Raw genomic sequence first — 19211 nt, 5'->3', positions numbered from 1 at the left:
TAGGGCGAAACCTTGACGACAGTCCTTTCGTAACGCTCGACTTTCCCCGTGATCCTGATCCGAATGGAGATTTGATATGTTCACTCTCAACCGCGCTGAAATCATCGGAAGCCTTGGCGGCAATCCCGAAATCCGTACCTTCCAGAATGGTGGCCGTGTTGCCACCTTCCGCGTGGCGACCAACAACAACTATAAGGACCGGGAGGGCAATTGGAAGGAAGTCACGCAGTGGCACACGGTCGTCGTCTTCGATGATCACCTCGTCAAGCGGATCGAAAAGCGCCTGCAGAAGGGGACCAAGGTCCATGTCACCGGCGCCATGGAAACCCGCGAATATGACAAGGACGGCCAGACCCACAAGGTGACGGAAATCGTTCTGCGCCCCTTCGGCAATGGCGACATCATCCTGCTCGATGCGTGGATCGCCGAGGGCTGAACAGGTAAAGTCCGGGTGGTGAGATCGCTCCCACCCGGTTTTCCTTGCCCGCAACGGGATGGAGAGACCCATGGAACCCTATCGAGCCCGTACATTCCCAGCGCCCGCCGAGCGGGGCACGGATGCCCGTCAACCGCCGGCCCGCCGGCCGATCTGGTTGCGCATCCTCATCTGGCCGTTGCGCCTCCTGGGCTCGATGGCGCGGAGCATGGCCCTCTTTGTCCTCGTGACCGGCCTGCCCTTCGTCGTTCTCATGCGCAAGCTGTCCCTGGTCTGGATCGTCCTCGCCGTGGCGGGTTTCGCTTCCGGGGTGCCAGCCCTTCACGCCTCACTCATGCTGGTGGCCGGCGCTGTTTCGTGGCTGTTCATGGATGCCTGGAACTGGGCTCTTTATCGCCTGCTGCCTGAAGACGACGTTCTGATCGCCCCCTATCATTGATGTCGCGCGGCGGGCGGCTGCTGCGGCCCGGGGACGCCATTCGCGGCCGTTCGCTTGGGTTTGTGGCCGCTTGAGCGCGCAGTTCTGTGCGAAATCCGTCAGGCTGTGGTGGGCTTCGCAGGGTGGCGAATGCCATATTTCTCAGCCCTCATCGCGGTTGACGGCACAAGCCTGATTTTCCCTCCTTGGTCCGGGTCGATCGACGATGCGGCTTGGGGCCTAAGCGTCGATCTGCAAAAGTCCTTGCCACTTTTGCGTCACATTCCCGTTGCCGCGCGTCCATACCGTGCATTAGCCTTGTATGCACGCATATCAGTCTGGTGGGGCGGGATGACACTTCATCGCAGCGTTCGTGGCCGTGCCGTTTCGTCCAATTCCCTCCTTGCCCTTGCGGCCATCGGTGTAGCGGCCGCCACGCTTTATGCGGGCCACGGCGCCATCGCGCAGGCGCCGCCGCCCACAGCCGGCCAGGCGGAACCGGCCAAGCCGGATGCCAGCGCGCCACCTGCGGCCGCACCTTCCGTTCCTGAGACGACCGCTCCGGCTTCGGAAAAGCCGCAGGTCTACGGGCCATCCGGGCTGCGGTCCGTGCCCGAGCCGGAGAAGGGCGAGGCAGATCCGGCGGCGGCGGCTGATGCGGGGGAAGCTGGTGAGGCGGAGCCGCAGGCAGCTGCGGTCCTCGCGGCGGATCCAGAGCCCGGCGGCTTCAGCGCGGGCAGCAACATCACGCCGGAGCCCAGCCAGGCGAAGCCGGACAAGGCGCCGTACAATGGCAGCTTTACCCAGATCGTCGATCTGAAGGTTCCGGCCTTCAGAGGAATCGAGCCGGATATCGACCTCGTCTACGATTCCAGCCTCGGCCTGCGCGCCGGTGGCTTCTTCGCGGGTTATGTGGGTGTCGGCTGGCAGGTTTCGAGCCTCAGCGACATCGTCCGCATTTCGGTGCGGCAGGGCGCCCCGGCCTTCGACGCCAATGACACCTTCGCGCTGGATGGCACGCCACTCGTGCCCTGCGCCACAGCGGCGACCAATCCCAGTTGCGCATCGGGGGGCACCCATGCGACGCGGGTGGAGAGCTATCGGCGCATCGTCTTTGCCGCAGGCGACAACAGCTGGACCGTGACCGGTAAGGACGGCACCCGCTCGATCTACCGGCCTGTCTCGACCTGGGGCAGCACGGTGCCCAGCGGCGACACCGACCCGGCAAAGCTCCAGAATCAGTTCCGCTGGCTTCTTGCGCAGGTGATCGACACCCACGGCAATACGGTCTCCTACAGCTATGGCTGCGGTATCCTCCCCTCGTGCTGGCCGACGCGGATCACCTATGCCGGGGTGCAGATCGACTTCATCGCCGACACGGTCGCCGACGTCCAGACCTCGGCTACCGGGCGCAGTCTGGCGATCCAGGACAAGCGTCTGAAGCGGATCGAGGTCCGCGTCGACGGCAACAACTACAAGGCCTATCTGCTAGCGCAGGAGACGAGCCTCATCACCGGCCTTGCCCGGCTGGCCTCAGTCCAGGAGTTCGGCAGCGACTTCGTCATTCAGCCGGACGGCACGGCGATCGGCACGGCCCTGCCGCCGACGACCTTCGCCTACTCCAATCCGGGCCTCGACTTCACCACCGAGAATCTGTTCAACGCCACGTCAGCTTATGCCTCGTCGGGCTTTGGTGATTTCAGCGGCGATGGGCGCGTCACGAACGCGCGTCCGCTTCCGGCCATTCAACAGGACAGGTACTGCGCCTTTGCCGGCTTGATTGCGCCCAACATACTGCGATGCCCGGTAGTCAGAAGTCGTTCGATTACAAATTGGTACGATGATAGCATCGTACTTGATTACGATGGGAATGGGATTGATGATTTCATATGGGCGCAAGTTTATCGAGGGGATTGCGATGATTTGTCCTGCCCACGCTTGCAAGGTGGGTCATATACGTACAGCATATCCCGCAATGGCAGCGTCAAAGAATTAAGAATAGAAGACGTAAATATCCCCCTTCCTTGGTATCAGCTCATCCGAGAGGAGCCGGTTCCCTACAATCACTCGACCGCGGTTGGTGATTTCGATGGGGACGGTCGCGAAGAACTCGCGATGATAAGCAGCACCCGAAATTATCCTGCTGCCTCTCATACTCGGATTTACTCTTTCAATGGCACGACCCTCGCCGCACGAGGTGTCTCGCTCGGAGCCGGAGCTTCAATCATCCCCCCGCCCATGTCGACCGCCGATGTCGACGGAGACGGTCGATCGGAGGTCATCAAATTAGACCGGCTCTTTGCGATGGGAGCGGATGGCAATTTCCTTCCCGGCAGGCCGATTCCCAATTTGGGCAAAGTGGGTGACCTCAACGGCGATGGAAAGTCGGACCGGATCAGCTTCAACGCCCTTCAGAATAGAGTCCGGGTTTCATATTCGGATGGAACAAATTTCACGGATCCGGTCCCTATCGGAAACTTGCCCATTGCCATGGGTGAGGGCGGAGTTACTGTTCTTGCGGATGTCGATGGCGATGGTCGCACGGATGTAATTGTGCGGCCACGCGCCACGTGGCTGGCCTCGATCGTTTTCCTGGCGCGCGGTGACCAGACATGGGAGCAGCGGATTATCCCCGTGGTCGCCGGCGCCGCCGATTTCAACGGTGACGGTCGGGCCGATCTTATGAGGGGATCAGTTAGCTCTTCCTCGGGAACCCGATCTCGCTACCATTATAGCGGAAACGTCCTCCTTGCCACTTTCGGCGTGCCGGACCTCCTGACCTCTGTGACCACACCCTATGGCGCGGTGACGAGCGTGACCTATGCGCCGTCGTCGGAATGGACGCGCAGCAATCGGCTTCCGGCCACCTACCAGACGGTAAAGGAGGTCTCCGTCTTCGACGGTCGGGGATCCACCTCAACCACCAAATACGCCTATGCCGGCGCGCTTTATGACTACCCCGAGCGACGTTTCCTCGGCTATCGCAATGTCACCATGACGCTGCCCTGCGAGACGTGGGAGCCGAAGTGCCCGACGCGGGACTACACCTTCCGCCAGGATGTGGCCTCCGCCGGCAAGATCGAGCGGCTGGTGTCCAAGGCCGGCAGCGGCGCGGTGCTGCGTGAAGACGTCGAGAGCTATGAGGATATCCGGCTTAGCCAGCCGCCCTTCTTCTCCCGCAATACCGCCTCCGACCAGGCGATGTGGGCGGGCGGCCAGTCTCGTACCGCGCGCACCGAACGAGTGTTCGATCTCTACGGCAACGTGACGACGCTGCATGAGCGCGGCAGCGTGGGCGTGGCGCAGGATGACCGCTCGACGGTGCAGGCGTTTGCGCCGAACACCAGCCTCTACATCGTCGACAAGCCGCGCGAGGAACTGCGCTACGGATCGGGCGGCCCTTCCAGCACGCCGCTGGCGCGCAGCCTGGTCTTTTACGACGGCGCCACAGTGAACGCGACGCCGCCGGTGCGCGGCGATCCCACCCGGCTGCGCCGCTGGCTCGGCCCGGCGGATAATTGGGTGGAGCGCACGGCCGCGTTCGACAGCTATGGCAACCGCACCGCCGAGGTGGACGAGGTCGGCAACCGCACCGAGCATGTCTTCGATCCCGTCCATCATCTGCTGGAAGTCGAAACGAAGCAGCCGCCCTATTTCGACGGTGACACCCGCTTCCGCACCACCACCACCTGGAACCCGAGCTGCCGCGCCTCGGCGGTCGAGACCGACGTCAACCTGCAGCCGACCACCCGGACCTATGACCCGCTGTGCCGGCTGACCCGGCTGGTGCCGCCGGGCAATGACTTCCGCGGCTACGAGTACCGCGACATCGGCGATCCAACGAGCCAAGGGGTCATCGTCACCCGGCCCGGCGCGACGGCAGCGGGCGATCTCTGGACGGGCTATTTCTTCGACGGCCTTGCCCGCCCCTACTTCATGTCCTCGCGCGGCCCATCGACGACGAGCGCCATCGTCCAGCAGCGCAGCTTCACGGCACGCGGCGAGATCGCCTCGATCTCGCTGCCCTATTACCCCACCGAAACGCCGCAGCTCTCGACCATGACCTATGACGGTCTCGACCGGCTAACCCTCACCGTCCTGCCGGACACAGCAATGATCACGCAGAGCTACGGCCTCAGCGCCGCGCCTCTCGGGTTCATCAGCACGACCACCACCGATCCCAACGGCAATGTCTCGGTGGTCCATACCGACGCCTTCGACAACAAGATTCGCGAAGACCGCATGCTCGGCGGCTTCCCACTATCGACCAATTACGGCTGGGACGCGCTCAACCGGCTCGCCACTATCACCGACCCGATCGGGGCGCCGTGGTCCTATCAGTACGACACCCTGTCCCGCCGAACCGCGGCGCAGGATCCCGATGCCGGGGCGTCGTCCTACAGCTATGACCCCGCCGGGCGGATGCTGACCCGCACCGATGCCCGCAGCACGGTGACCACCTTCACCTATGACCGGCTCTCGCGCGTCACCTCGCAGACAGTGGCGCCGAGCGGCGGGCCCTCCGAGGTCACGACCTCCCTTTATGACGAGGCGCGACCCGGCTTCTACAATGTCGGCAAGCGGACCACGCAGACCAAGGCCAATGTCTCCACCACCCGCACCGATTACGACAGGGCCGGCCGGGCGGTACGCGAGCAATGGACGGTGCCGCCTTCAGGCACAGGGTCGGAGACCTTCACGCTGGAGACCCGCTATGACGAAGGCGGGCGCATCCGGGGCAAGAGCTTCCCCAATGGCGACGTGGTCGGCACGCCGGCCAATCCGTGGACCTATGACGAGGCGGGGCGCCTGCTCGCCATCCCCGGCCATGTCAGCGCCTTCCTCTACGACGCCGCCGGCAAGACCACCTCGGCCACCTACGCCAATGGGGTGACCACCGTCTTCGCCTATTCGCTGCCGCGCGGCTGGCTCGACCAGGTGACCACGGCCAAGGCCGGCACGACTCTGTTCCAGGCGATCTATGCGCACGATGCTGGCGGGCGCATCACCTCGGTGGCGACGTCAGGCACGGCGCCGGCGGTGCCGAGCGACAGCTGGGCCTATGAATATGACGATGTCGACCGTCTGATCACCGCCGACAACACGGATGACAGCCGGGACCAGAGCTTCACCTATGACAATGCCGGCAATCTGACCTTCGCCACCGGGGTTGGCGCCTACACCTATCCGGAACCGACGGCGCCGCGTCCGCACGCCCCGCTCACCATTGACGGTGCCACAATCAGCTGGGATGCGAGCGGCAACCTCACCAATGGGCGCGGCCGCACCCTTGCCTGGGACGGCGAGAACCGTCCCGTCACCATCACGCTCGCCGGCGCCAGTGTGGCGATGACCTATGGCCCCGAGGGCGAGCGGCTGAAAAAGACCACCGCGACGGAGATCCCGCCGGGCTCGCCCTGCGCGGCGCCGGCGCCGCAAAAGATCACGCTTACCGTCACCGGCGACATCGAGCGCGTGACCTCCTATGCGTGCGAGGGCTCTCCTGCCGCATGGACGGCGAAGACCACCTGGCGGCTCGATGTTCATGCCGATACGCAGCTGGTGACGCCGGATGCCGGCGGGGCGACCGCGCCGGTGTTCCTGCATCGTGACCATCTCGCCAGCGTCAAGCTCACCACGGATGCCACCGGCTGCGTCGCCAGCCGTTCCGCCTATCGCCCCTATGGCGACCGAACGCAGGCGGAAGCCCCCTCCATACCCGGCTGCTCGCCTGCCGCCCCGGCCGAGCCGCGCGGCTTCATCGGCGAGCGCCACGATCCGGAAACCGGGCTGCTCTATCTCCACGCCCGCTATTACGACCCGGTGATCGGGCGCTTCCTCTCCCCCGACACACTCGATCCGATCGAGCCCGGCGTCGGCACCAACCGCTACGCCTATGCCGACAACGATCCGGTGAACAAGAGCGACCCGAATGGGCATTTTGTTAACAACCTATGGGGCGCTGGGGCTGGTTTCCTCACCGGCTTAGCGATCCAAGAGGCTGAGATTGCGCTCGGTTATCGTTCAGAGCTCAGTTACGGGGCTCTAGCCGTAGATGCAGGTTTGGGTGCGTTAACGAGCGGCCTAAGCGCCCCTGTTCGCTCCGCAGCTGCTGCTGCGACATTGACCGCTGCCAAAGCTCTTGCTCAGAATCGCGTGCTCGGTAGAGCCGGGGAGGCAATCGCCATCAGGGCGCTCAGAGCCCAAGGATACGATGTCGCTACGCAGGTCGGCGTAAGAGTTGGGGGGGCTGATGGAGCGTATGCCGTCTTGGATGCAGTCGCCCGAAAAGGAGGAAGCATCGTGGGAGTTGAAGTGAAGACTGGTGCCGCGCAACTCACAGGGCCACAAAAGGCCGTAAAAGCAGCTATTGACGCTGGAATGGATGTCAGGGTTGTTGGTGGTTCTGTCAATGGGGCACAATTTGCAAACCGTTCAATAGATAGCATGTCCGTCGTCCGTATATCTCGAGAAGCGGCAGCGCGTGAGGCCGGAATTGACCTTGGGGCTGCAACGGCGGCCGCAAAAGGGCAATTTTTGGGAGGCGCAGCATCAGCGATGGAAAGTTCCACAAGGGATAACGATGATGATTCAGACGATACTGACTGAGGTTTTTGCAGCTGGTATATGAGGTACTAGAGATGTCAGAAGATCAGAAAAAATTATTTGAAGCCAGAGCTTGCATTTTAGATTTAGTAGTTAAAAAATTGTCTGAAATTAACTATTCAGTACGCAAAAGATCGACATACATTAATTTTACAATTAATACGAACTTGTCAAGAAATACGTTTCAGGTTTTAGATAAGGACTACAGGTATATGCATTGCTTTGAATTGCATTGCGGAATAAACTGGAAGAATGTATGGAAAATTGTTTGGATCGATGATCCTACAATAAAGGACGAAATGTTTAATGACATTGCATTGATAGGGTTGATGTCAACAAGTAATCCAAAATTTGCTAGCTTAGAGTATAGGTCGTTATATGAAGTAGAGAGTTTGTCTGATCGAATTGTCGAATATCACAATGAGATTGTTGTTCCATTTTTCGATAAGTGGTCAGATTATAGTAAAATAAAAGACGAATTCTTCGAAGCATCAGAGTCCGCAAAATCTGTCTGCCTTCTGGAAAGCGATGTCTCGCGCATTGCTATTGCTATTGCTATAGTTGATGGTGACACGGAGTTGGCTCGGGGGCTGATCCAAAAACATGGCGCCCGTTTCGTTTCGGATCCCCGTTCGATGCGAAAGATGGAACGATTTTTTGAGACGTTGCGCGCGCGCAGCCTTGTTTAGGTTCTCGGATACGCGCGGCCGGGGTCCATTGCAGCATCGCCGTTTGCGCTCCGGGAGGATAGCCGCCTTTGTCCGCAACCCGGAGCCGGTCGTCCTTTATCACGGCCTGCAGATCGTTGATGGCGAAGCCTCCTGATAAGCGGCGGCGTAGGCTGGCCACCAGCATCACCGCGCCGTGTTCCTGCATCGCGACCATCTATCAGCGTGAAGCGTGGCGCTCGATGGCATCTGAGGTCATCTCGCTGACGTTGCCCCTTGTCGAAGCCGATTCGCCGGAGAGGGGCGTTCAGCGAATTATTGCTCATGCCCCGGTCATCCTAGCGCAGGCTGGGGGGCACAAAGCGGCCTGTCCCGGTGCGGGGTGACATTCGTTCAGCACCGCCAGCGCCTGGGGCCGGCGACCAGGAGAGGATTATCCGGGCCGTGCGATAGGAACGCCTTCGCGCGGCCTTGCTCGGTTCGATCCGCACAGGAGGGCAAATCATGACCATTCCCGACACCCTACGCGACCTTCTTTCAGATCTTGAGGCCGCGCTAGAGGATCATTCATTCGCGCTCCACAGGGCTCGCAGGGCCGCGCTACCGCTTCAGGAACGGCTTGCCGTGGTCAGGGCGAGCCATGGGTCGTGGGAGCGGCTGGAGGCGGCCCAGCGGGCTCTTGAGCGCGCGGCGGGCAGTGCGATCTAACAGAGCAAGCGGGTCGCGGTCGGAACGCGCAGCGTACCCGTAGCCAGATCGGCTACACTAAATCGCGTCCGTGCGAGACATCGCAATCTGGGCGGCCCGGGTCCATTGCAGCATGGCGGTAGATGCGGAAGGCGATCCGCCACTTGTCCCGGCCAGCCGTATCCATCCATCGGCCATCATCGCCTCTATGTCCGGTCCCAGCGGAGCCGCCTGCGGCCAGGGCCGGCCGGCGGTCTCCTCCCAAAGGGCCATGACCGCCGCCGGCACCGAGAGCGCCGCCGGGGGCGGGGGCGACGGCGCATCGAGCTCGATCGCCGCCGCCATCATTCGCTGGTATCCCGTCTCAGCCCATTCCCGCGCTTCCTCAATTGACGCGAAGCCGCCGGCGCGCGAGGCACCCTCGCAGACGCGATAACCCGTCTCCTTGAGTGCCTTTGTAATGGCGACGGCCCCCCACGGAACCATCGCCAGCAGAACCACCGTCTCCCCGGAAACCAGGTCCGTGGTGTGCGGGTTCTGAATGCGCCAGACCAGCGGTTTCACCCGAGCAGACCGGGCCGTCGTGTCATCCATCCGCCAACGTTCGCCTGATGAGCTGTTCGAGTGGTTTCGGCGTGTCCCCTGCCAGACGCTCGGCCCGCTCCTGCGCGGCAAGAGCGCGCCTCAGCTTCTCCTTGACCGTGCCAAATCCCAAAGCGCTGACGACCAAAAGCTCGTGCTCGGTCACGCGAGCATCCCTCTCGATAAGGCGTGTTTCGATCAGGTGGTCAACGTTCGATGCGGGCACCGGCCACTGAAAGCTGTCGTCGGTTCGGGCCGATGCCCCCTTTCCCCGAATGAGCTTCGCGTTGTTCTGCACCATGTACAGAAGGACGCGGTATTGCGACGTCGTGAGGTGCACGGGTGCGGCCGGCTGCGTCATGTCGAGAACACGTCTTCCCTTCTCCGTCAGCTGGTCCGTGCTCTCGTCCAACCATCCCCTCCGATGACAGCTGCGGACAGCACAATTCCAATAGCCAACCGTGGCGCGAGAGGCTGGCCGGCCATGATCAAGCGGACGGCCTTCCGAGGCGTTGACGAGGATCTTGCGTTGCGTCGGCGTGATCCGTGCGCCCATCGTCACTTTCCTCCCTTCGGAGCAAAGCGATTGGCCTCGGTGCGCGCCACCATGTCCGGGCGCCGGAAATAGATCGCTCGCCCGCAGCGCAGCGGCCGCTGCCCGGCCTTGATGATGATCTGATCGTCGCGTCGCATGTCCTGCAGGATTTCATGCGGCAGGATCAGCGCGCGGCGCTGATGGTTGACGCTCTCGGTCGCGCGGGCGGAACTGGCGAGCAGCCCCGCCTGCCGCGAACTCGATCCGACCTCGATCGTCATCTCGCCGCACAGGTCGGAAAGGCGCTTTGCCGTCTCGTGCGTTCCGACAGCGGCGTAGGAGGTGAGCGCCGCACTCTCGAACCAGGCTTGCGCGCCGGCGCGCCCGAAATGCCCCACTATCTGTCCGACCGACTGATAGAACAGCATGAGGCTGATGCCATATTTACGGCCTCGATCGCGCGCCTCCTCCAACAGCTTCATGTAGCCGAGCAGCGAGGCTTCATCGATCAGGAACAGCACGCGGCGCCCCGTGCTGCCGTCCGCCTGGATCATCGCATTGAGCAGCGCGCCGATGATGACGCGGCCAATCCCCGGATAGCTCTTCAGCGTGTCCATGCGCAGATTGAGAAACAGGTCAATCTTGCCACGCGACAGGTCAGCGGTCGTGAAGGTATCGCCACATACGAGCGAAGCGTAATTGCCGAGAGAGAGCCATTGCGTGTCCTTCGAGGCCGTCGAATAGACGCCCGAGAAGGTCTGTTCGGTCATGTTTGTGAAAACGCCCAGCGACTCCTGAACGAAATCCGGCTCGGCTTCATCCTCGACGATTTCACGCAGGAGAGCGATGAACGACGGCTCAGGCCGACTGACGAGCTGGCGCAGGCTCCGCAGCGTTTTCTCGCCCTCGAAATTGGGCGAGAGCAGGATATAGGCGAGGATGCCCGTCAGCAGATTGTGCGCCTGGTTCTGGAAATAGCTGCCGGTCGAGCTTTCGATCTTTCCACTCTCCGCGAGCAGCATGTGCGCGACCGCCGCAATGTCCTCTTCCTTGCGAGACGACGTCGCGATCCAGTCGAGAACATTGAACCCGATGGTCGGATCGGTTGGGTCCAGGACGAACACGCGGCGACCTGGGTTCATGTCGCGACGCGCCTTCACGAGCATGGGCGCAATCTCGGTCGACGGGTCGAAGCAGACGATCGGTTCGCGATAGGTCAGGCCGGTCGGGATGACGTTCGCCGTGGTCTTGAAGCCGCCCGATCCGGCGAAAAACAGCAGATGGCCGGAATCGTTGCCATAGCGGTAGCAGAGCAGAGGCGCGGCGCCGCCCCGGCCCCAACTGGCCCGGTCGCCCGCCTCGAAATCAATCTCCGCGACCACATCCTTGTCGACGCGATATGCCTCTCCAAGGACAATCTCGCCATCGGCCGGAAAGAGCTTTTGCGCCTTGCCGAGATCCATCCAATCGGCATCACCGATCATGCCGCCCTTCACGCGCCTGACCCTATCGGGCACATGCGTGGAGAGCCGCGCGCCGAATCCGGCAAGCCCGAAGGCGACGACGCCGCCGCCGATCACAAAAGCGCTGATGTAGCCGCTCAGCTCGTTGAAGCTCATGCCCTGTTCGGCATAGGGCGCGAGGCGCGCATATTCGCGCCAGGCATAGGCAAGCCCGACGCCGACAACGAGCAGCAGATTGATGAGCGCGAGCGGCATGCGCTTGTGGCGCGGCAGCAGCGCTACGACCGCGAGGCAGAACGCCGGCGGCAGTACGAAGTTCACCAGCGGCGTGGCGCGCATGAACCAATAGTGCGACTGGCCGGTGAGATCGGCCGCGAGGTCGGGCCACATCGTGTCCGTCACGAAGATGCAGATGGCGAGCACCGACGCAGGTAGGAGCGCCCACGCGAGCGTGGGGTCTTTCCAGTTGATGTTGTGCATGTCGTTCCTCGAAAACGCGCCCGGCGAGGCCGGCGCCGCGTCATCCATTGCGCAGCGCCGGCCTGCCTCGATCAGCTCAGGCGCGGTGATGGCGTCACGGACGGTTCGTCCGCATCAATGGCCGGCGCCGCGTCCCCGAAGGCCGCGCCGCCCAGGGCGCGCAGTTCGCGCCAGCGTGGATCGTCCGGCGTCAAGCGTGCCGCGCTCACCAGGGCGCCGAGAATGAAAGCGCGATCCGCGCCGCGAAGCCCGGCCTTCACGACCAGGCCGCCGAGCGCGATTTTCTCACGCACATCCTTGCGGCGTTCATCGAGCATGAGGCTTCTCCTCTTCCACCTCAGTTCAAGGATTGCGCGGTCATTGAGTGCCAGCGGGGTCAGCGGCCTTTGCCGGCGACGGTGCTTCAATCCCTGAATTCGCAGGCGCCAGCCGAGGGCGAAATCGCGCGGCTACCTCAGCGAAAGCGGCCTTCAGCTCCTCGTCGGTCTGTTCAAACTCACCCAGCCCCGCCGCCAGAGCGAGCCGGCCGAGGCGTTCCGCCTGCTTGGCCTGGAGTTCCCTGCGCTTGCGGTGCAGCTCCTGAATCTGAGCATCGATATCGACAATGCTGGTCATTCTACTGGCGGAGCGAATGCGGCTCATGAGCGTGACTTCCCTTTCACTTATCGAAAGCAATGGGAAGACCGTAAATGACCAAACGCCGCTCTCCAAAGCATTGGCAGACCTATACAGGTTGCAGGCCAATTATTTTTTCAGGGGCGCCTTTCGGGTGCCATCGCCGGCACATGTGCCGGCTCTTGGAGCGGAGTGGGCTTGCCCACGAAGACTACAAGCGCAATATGTGTCGCGTTGCGACGTTGCGGCCCTGGTGCTAGGGTGCGTCATGGCGATTGGATACGCACGGTTCACATTCGTAGGTAGTCGAAGCGGCGGAAGCGCCGTTGCGGCCGCCGCGTATCGGCATCGTGCCGCCATGACGGACAGGCGCCTGAATAAGCCGGTGTCCTTCACGCATAAGGCCCGCGACCTGGATCATGAAGAGATCAGCCTGCCGCCCGATGCGCCGGAATGGATGCGGGCGCTTGTGGAGGGCGGCTCGATCGCGAAGGCGAGCGAAGAGTTATGGAATGCGGCCCAGGGCGCGGAAGTACGCGCCGATGCCCAGCTCGCCCGAGAGCTTTTGCTGGCGCTCCCGGTGGAACTGTCGCTCGACCAGAACATCGCTCTCGTGCGCGAGTTCGTCGAGACGCATCTGACCTCAAAGGGCATGGTCGCTGATTGGGTGATCCACGGCACCAAGGACAATCCGCATTTGCATCTCATGCACACAATCCGGCCGCTGACGCCTGAAGGGTTCGGCCCGAAGGTCAGTCCTGTTCTTGGCGAGGATGGCAAGCCGTTGCGCGTGGCGACGACGGCCCGACCCGAGGGGCAGATCGTCTATCAGCCGTTCGTGGGGGAGCGTTCGGTCGACCGGGCGTGGAAGCTCGGATGGGCAGAGACCGCGAACCGCCACCTGGCGCTTGCCGGCCACGACATCCAGATAGACATGCGCTCCTATGTGGAACGCGGGCTCGACATCAAGCCGCAGCGCCATCTTGGAACGACCTTGGCGGCCTTGGTGCGCGAGGGCAAGGCGACGCATTTTGCGCCGGCGCGCGAGGCCGAGCGGCAGCAGACGGCCGACCGACTGGCAGCCGATCCGTCCCAGCTGATCACGTTGATAAGCGACCAGCAATCGACGTTCACAGAGCAGGATATCGCCCGCGCGCTGCATCGCCATGTCGACGACATCGCGGTGTTCCAGAACATCAAGGCCGCCGTTCTGCAAAGCCCCGAGCTGTGCTTGTTGCGTCCGGCCGTGCCGGCGGACAAGTCGATTGGCCGCACGGCCGAGCCCGCCATTTACACCACGCGCGAGATGATGAAGGTGGAGCACGGCATGGCGGAAGCCGCCGACCGGCTCGCCGCTGTTCGCCGCTTCGGCGTCAGCGAGAAGGTGGTGATGAAGGCCGTTCGCGTGGTCGAGACGAAAGACGCTTCGTGTCCGTTCCGTTTCGACGAGGAACAGGTTGAGGCCGTCCGCCACGTCACCGGAAACAGCGCGATTGCCGCCGTCGTCGGCTATGCCGGCGCGGGTAAATCGACCTTGCTGGAAGCGGCTCGGGTGGCGTGGGCGGATGAGGGGCGCCGGGTGTTCGGCGCGGCCCTGTCCGGTAAGGCGGCCGAAGGTCTTCAGGAAAGCTCGGGCATCGTCTCGCGCACTCTCGCGTCGTGGGAGCTTGCGTGGAAGAACGGCAACGCGCCGCTGCAGAAGGGCGACGTTTTCGTGATCGACGAGGCCGGCATGGTGTCGTCGCGCCAGCTCGCGCGGTTCGTCACTGCCGTGGAGGAGGCCGGCGCAAAGCTGGTGCTTGTTGGCGATGCCCAGCAGCTCCAGCCGATCCAGGCGGGCGCGGCGTTCCGCGCCATCATTGACCGTATCGGGGCCAAGCACCTTGTCGGCGTGCGCCGCCAGCGCGAGGACTGGATGCAGGAGGCGTCCCGCAACTTCGCGAGCGGCAATGCCGGGAAGTTCGGCCAGGCGCTCGCCGCCTATAATGAGCATGGCGCCGTCCGGCAGGTGGACACTCAGGACACGGCGCGGGCCGCTCTGGTGGCGGACTGGACGCAGCGGTGGGCCGAGGTGAAGGCGCAGAAGGAAGCCAAGGGCGAGGCGCTACGCGGCGACGAGCTGATCGTGCTGGCGCACACCAATGCCAATGTGCGCGCGCTCAATGACAGCCTGCGCGGCGTGCTTCAGCAGGCCGGCGAACTGTCCGAGGCGCGCAGCTTCACCACGCAGTCGGGCACCCTCGAGTTCGCCGCCGGCGACCGTTTGTTGTTCCTGGAGAACGCGAGCTTCACGGAGCCGACCGCACTGCGGCTGGAGCGGCAGAGCGTCAAGAACGGCATGCTCGGCACCGTCATTGCCACCACGGACGAGGCCGGCAATCCGCGCCTGACGGTGCGCCTCGATGCCGGCCGCGAGGTGACGTTCACCACGGACACCTATCGCAACATCGACCATGGCTATGCGACCACGATTCACAAATCGCAGGGCGCGACCGTCGATCATACCTTCGTGCTCGCGTCGTCGATGATGGACCAGCATCTGACCTATGTGGCGATGAGCCGTCATCGCCATAGCGTCACGATGTATGCGGCGCAGGACGAGTTCTCCAACCCGCGCGCCGGCCGTCTGGTCGCGCACGGGCCGGCGTCCTATGAGCACGAGCCGTCGAACAAGATGAGCTACTTCGTGACGCTGGAGAACGACAAGGGCGTGCGCAACACGGTGTGGGGCGTCGACCTTGAGCGCGCCTTGACGGCGAGCGGCGCGGAGGCCGGCGCGAAGATTGAGCTTCAGCATATGGGCTCCCAGCCAGTCACCCTGCCGGATGGCACGCTCACCCATCGCAATGAGTGGCAGGTACGCGATGCGGCCAGCGTGACCTTCGAGCAGATCGAAAGGCAGCTCTCGCGCTCTGGCGCCAAGACGACGACGCTCGATTTTGAGAATGAGCCGCTGTACCGCGATCACGCGAACGCCTTCCTGGAGCGTCGCGGCTTCGAGGTGTTGCGCGACATCGGCCCGGCGCTTGCAGCCGTTGTCGAGAAGCAGGCGGCGCGGCTTGCCCAGCATCGTGAAGCGCTCGCGGATTTGTGGAGCCGCGCCGAGCACGCATTCCAGCGGATCGGCCTCAGTCGCGCAGCGGATGCCGCCCCCGCCATCGCGGCCGACACTCACAAGATCACCACCGAGGACCGGATTGGGCCGGAGCGTCCCGCCCTCATTGCGGGTGTGAGGGAGCACGCCGAGCCGCTGGTCGATGCCGCCCGGGCGCGCTTCCTGCAGAGTGCCGAGGCGCGCGACAATGACGCCGAGCTGACCGCCCGGCTGGCGCGGATCTACCGCAACCTGGAGGGCGCCCGGCAGGCGATCACGGGCGCGGCGCTGCGCCTGCAGGGTGACACGGCGCGCCTGTCCGAACAGGTCGTTCAGCGACCGCAGAGCTTCGGCGGGTTGCGCGGATCCAGCCGTCTCATTGATGGCCGAACTGCCCGTTCGCAGCGTGAGGAAGCCATGCTTGCGGTCCCCGAGGTGGCGACGCTCGCGCGCATGCAGGCCATTGCCTGGCGCAACACCGAGACGCGTCATGTCGCGGCCGAAGAGCGCCGGCGCGAGGCGATGAGCGTCGCCATCCCGGCACTTACGCAGAGTGCCGCCCGGCAGCTCGATACGCTGCGCTCGCTGCGCCAGCAGGGCGGCGACGAGGCGTGGCGCAAGGGCGTGGACATGCTGCGCCAGGATGCCGGCCTCAGGTCGGAAATCCGCGCCGTGAACAACGCGCTTAATGCCCGGTACGGATTTGCCGCGTTCACAGACAAGGCCGACGAACTGGCAGCGCGCACGATCGAGGAACGCACGCGGGCCGAGGGGAGAAAGGCGCTTGCCGAGGAAGCGCCGCGCCTGTCCGAGGTGCGGGCGGTATCGGCCGCGCTGCAGCTGGCCGAGAAGCGCGAACAGGCTCAGGCGGCGAAGGTCGACCAGGTGCCGGCGGCGCCGGCGGTCATCGCCACTCCGGCCGAGAAGCCCGCGCCGATGTTCGCGGCCGTCACCAGCTTCAGCGAGAGCGTGGAGCAGGTCGCCACGCGGCGCGCCTGGGCGCGGCCGCATGTCGAAAAGGATCTTGCCGAACTCGCGGCCGAGGCCCGTAAGGTCTGGACTGATCCGGCCCGTGCCGTCGCGACGATTCGCGCGCGGGTCGAGGCGGGAACGGGCGCGCAGCTTCGCCAAGAAATCTCCCAGACCCCGGAAGCCTTCGGCGAGCTTCGTGGCTCGGGGCGCATGCTTGACCGCTTCAGCGCCGCCGGCGCCGAGCGCAAAGCCGCGCTCGAGGCCGTCGCCCATGTCGGCGCCGTCGCTTTTGCTGTGCAGAGCAATCTCGCAAACTATCGCGCCCAGGAGGTCAAGGCCGAGACCGAGAACCGTTCCCGCATGGCGATCGAGGTGCCGGGCTTCACGCCGGCCGCACAGAGCGCCATCGAGCAGGTCCGGGGCGCGACAGACTCCAAGGCTCGCCAGCAGGTCGTCGCCGGCATGAGCCTGGAGGTTCGGGCCGAGATTGCCCAAGTGGACAAGGCGCTACGTGCCCGGTTCGGCAACTACACCGGTGCCAGGGATCATGAGCTGGCGCACCGCATCCCCACCGAGCAGCAGGGGCGCCTCGCCGCTACGCGGCCTATGATGGTCGCGACGGGCGCGGCCGTCACCGCCGGCCATAACCTTCAGCATGAGCAGGAGCGGCTGCAACGCGGCCAGACCCGAGGCATCACGCCGAGCATGTAGCCGCGACGGATCGAAAGAGGAACGACGTGATCGAGCAGTCATACACCATCGCCCCGTCCCTCATGGCGCCCACGACGCTGCCGGACCTTGCCGCGCGCGACATCGCGCGGCGGGCGCAGGAGACGCCCCGCGCTCAAGCCGCAAGGGTTGCGGCAGAGGGGCGGAGCGAGATCGCATATCGGAACCGGACGGCAATACAGGCGACGCTCGACACCATCGCGGCGGCCGACAATCCTGCCGACACGGCGCGAGTGCTCGCCAGATCCATCGAGAGCAATCCTCAAACCCTCGGCCGCCTGCCGGGTCGCGCCGCCACCTTCTGGCGTAGGGAGGATGACGAGAGGCGCGAAGCCAGAGGCGCCGTCGTCGACCTTGCAGTCGCCGTCGAGAAATATGGCGATGCCCTCGCCTATGAACGCTCAGAAATCCTGCGCGCGCACCGCGACGAACAAATCCGGCTCGCAACTGCGATTCCCGCACCGTCGCGCGAGCTTGCGGTCGTGCTCACCCAGCCTGTCGGCAAGGCGGTCGAGGCTTTGCAGCATGATCGGACGCTCGCTGACGAACTGGTGAAGATCGTGGAGGCCGGCCGCCGGCGCCTCAGCGCGGACGATCTACGCGAGCCCGGGCGCGTGCCCGATGCCTATCGTCATGCGACCATGCTGCGCGATATGCACCAACAGCATGCGCGCCAGCAGACGCGGGATCGAGAGATAGGGCCCATCCTCACACGATAGAGCGGCTATTCGGCCGAGGCCATCCTGGCGTCTTTTTTGAGCGCCAACGTCCCGGTAGCGTCGCCTAGCGCGCAAGACGCCAGCGTTGATGCACGGTTCGCTGGCTCTCTGGAAATTGCGTGATAGCCGCGCTTTCGCTTGCCGCGCAGCAGCCCGAGAAATAGCTGGACAGCCTCTTCCTCGCGTTCGAACGTGTGGCACTTCGCCTGACCGCGCGCGCCGATGCGACCCCAGCGGCGGGTGAGGCAGACTTCGCCGAACAGAGTCGGTTCGATCGACAGCGCGTAAAAGCGGGCCATGTTCCTGACCGTATCTCGCCGTTCGACATAGAGTTGGTAGGGTTGCGCGATCATGGGACAAGAGTCGCGCGCACGGCATGTTGCGTCCAATCAGAGTTTTGAATCGGTTGGGGTCGACCGATTCATTCCGATGAAGGCCTTGAATCCGCGAGCGGGAGTCAACCGTTGTCCGCGCCGCTTTAATGTTCCGCTCTGTCACCGTCTGGACCGATGAGCCAGGACGGGATGTCTCGCATCCCGTGTATTACGCGCCACACGTCGATATGGTTGGGATGCTCGACGTAGAACACCAGATAGGGTACCGCTTCAGCCGCAGGCTGCGGAGGTCGGCCATCTGGAGCTCGTAGGCATAGCGCAGTGAGCCCGAGGCGGGATGTTCCGCGATCAGTCGATCGGTGGCTTGGAGATCGTCGACAAACCCGAGGGCAACAGAGCTATTCGCATCGCGCAGATAGTGGCCGAGGGCTTCGTCCACGTCCCGCTCCGCCCGTTGCCGCGGGATGACAGGCTTCGGGCTCACCGACGCGTTGAACCGGCGATCCTGGCCCGCAGGCTGTCGAAGTACCGGTCGTCGGCTGGCGCCGATGCGGGTGAGGAAGCTCCCTCCAGCAGCAGGCCACGCAGCCGCGCACGGTCCTGATCGCGGCGGATCAGCTCGCGCACATACTCGCTGCTCGTCGCGTAGCCGCGCTCCGCAACCTGCTGGTCGACGCAGCTTTTAAGGCCTTCAGGCCGTGAGATGTTCATCGTGCTCATGCATGGAGAGTAAAAGCTTGGCAAAATTTGGCAAGGTTGGATTCCGCTGTGAATAAGCGCTGGAGAGTGACCCTGGCTGGAAACGGCCTAACCCTTTAATTTGGTTGATGAACGTCGGAGATGACTGGGGTCCCGATCTGCGCCGAGCGGGA

General features: G+C 63.7%; 13 protein-coding genes and 1 pseudogene. 6 read left to right on the top strand and 8 right to left on the bottom strand.

Features of this window, described 5'->3' with window-relative positions:
* The first annotated feature begins 76 nt into the window (after positions 1-76).
* The 4 genes from EV667_RS20125 (at position 77) to EV667_RS20110 (ending at position 8149) form a co-directional block, all read left to right on the top strand.
* Positions 77-436 (top strand): single-stranded DNA-binding protein, encoded by a 360-nt coding sequence (locus EV667_RS20125; RefSeq protein WP_131837148.1) that lies wholly within the window; start codon positions 77-79, stop codon positions 434-436.
* 208 nt (positions 437-644) lie between these two features.
* Positions 645-875, top strand: coding sequence for a hypothetical protein (locus tag EV667_RS20120; RefSeq protein WP_131837147.1), 231 nt, complete (start codon positions 645-647; stop codon positions 873-875).
* Between the two features lie 330 nt (positions 876-1205).
* Complete coding sequence (locus tag EV667_RS20115; protein ID WP_131837146.1) at positions 1206-7463, top strand: RHS repeat-associated core domain-containing protein; 6258 nt, start codon at positions 1206-1208, stop codon at positions 7461-7463.
* A 32-nt stretch (positions 7464-7495) separates the two neighbouring features.
* Positions 7496-8149, top strand: coding sequence for a hypothetical protein (locus EV667_RS20110; RefSeq protein WP_131837145.1), 654 nt, complete (start codon positions 7496-7498; stop codon positions 8147-8149).
* 744 nt (positions 8150-8893) lie between these two features.
* Here EV667_RS20110 and EV667_RS20105 read toward each other — a convergent pair.
* The 5 genes from EV667_RS20105 to EV667_RS20085 form a co-directional block, all read right to left on the bottom strand.
* A complete protein-coding gene (locus EV667_RS20105; RefSeq protein ID WP_245516289.1) occupies positions 8894-9409 on the bottom strand; it encodes a hypothetical protein in 516 nt (171 codons plus the stop codon).
* Positions 9402-9953 carry a hypothetical protein gene (locus tag EV667_RS20100; protein WP_131837144.1) on the bottom strand — a complete coding sequence of 184 codons (552 nt, stop codon included), beginning with the start codon at positions 9951-9953 and terminating at the stop codon, positions 9402-9404. The genes EV667_RS20105 and EV667_RS20100 overlap by 8 nt, the downstream gene beginning before the upstream one ends.
* Positions 9954-9955: 2 nt before the next feature.
* Positions 9956-11875 (bottom strand): Ti-type conjugative transfer system protein TraG, encoded by a 1920-nt coding sequence (gene traG, locus EV667_RS20095; RefSeq protein WP_165901665.1) that lies wholly within the window; start codon positions 11873-11875, stop codon positions 9956-9958.
* A gap of 71 nt (positions 11876-11946) precedes the next feature.
* Positions 11947-12192 carry a conjugal transfer protein TraD gene (locus EV667_RS20090; protein ID WP_131837142.1) on the bottom strand — a complete coding sequence of 82 codons (246 nt, stop codon included), beginning with the start codon at positions 12190-12192 and terminating at the stop codon, positions 11947-11949.
* Positions 12193-12232: 40 nt separating this feature from the next.
* Positions 12233-12517, bottom strand: a complete 285-nt coding sequence (locus tag EV667_RS20085; RefSeq protein WP_245516288.1) for a TraC family protein — start codon at positions 12515-12517, stop codon at positions 12233-12235.
* Between the two features lie 241 nt (positions 12518-12758).
* Between EV667_RS20085 and traA the strand changes: the two genes are divergently transcribed.
* Both traA and EV667_RS20065 read left to right on the top strand, forming a co-directional pair.
* Positions 12759-17267 (top strand): Ti-type conjugative transfer relaxase TraA, encoded by a 4509-nt coding sequence (gene traA, locus EV667_RS22645; RefSeq protein ID WP_165901664.1) that lies wholly within the window; start codon positions 12759-12761, stop codon positions 17265-17267.
* 62 nt (positions 17268-17329) lie between these two features.
* The gene (locus tag EV667_RS20065; protein ID WP_131837140.1) at positions 17330-18004 is read left to right on the top strand and encodes a BID domain-containing T4SS effector; all 675 of its coding nucleotides are present in this window, start codon (positions 17330-17332) and stop codon (positions 18002-18004) included.
* 5 nt (positions 18005-18009) lie between these two features.
* On the opposite strand, the gene EV667_RS20060 is transcribed toward EV667_RS20065, so the two are convergent.
* From EV667_RS20060 to EV667_RS20050, 3 genes and pseudogenes are all read right to left on the bottom strand, one after another.
* Complete coding sequence (locus EV667_RS20060; RefSeq protein WP_131837139.1) at positions 18010-18357, bottom strand: WGR domain-containing protein; 348 nt, start codon at positions 18355-18357, stop codon at positions 18010-18012.
* 125 nt (positions 18358-18482) lie between these two features.
* A pseudogene (locus EV667_RS20055) lies at positions 18483-18778 on the bottom strand (type II toxin-antitoxin system RelE/ParE family toxin).
* A gap of 41 nt (positions 18779-18819) precedes the next feature.
* Positions 18820-19050, bottom strand: coding sequence for a ribbon-helix-helix domain-containing protein (locus EV667_RS20050; protein WP_245516302.1), 231 nt, complete (start codon positions 19048-19050; stop codon positions 18820-18822).
* Positions 19051-19211 lie beyond the last annotated feature (161 nt).

Origin of the sequence: Ancylobacter aquaticus, from assembly GCF_004339465.1 — a bacterium.
Classification (GTDB): domain Bacteria; phylum Pseudomonadota; class Alphaproteobacteria; order Rhizobiales; family Xanthobacteraceae; genus Ancylobacter; species Ancylobacter aquaticus.
This window is presented reverse-complemented; position numbering and strand designations above follow the sequence as displayed.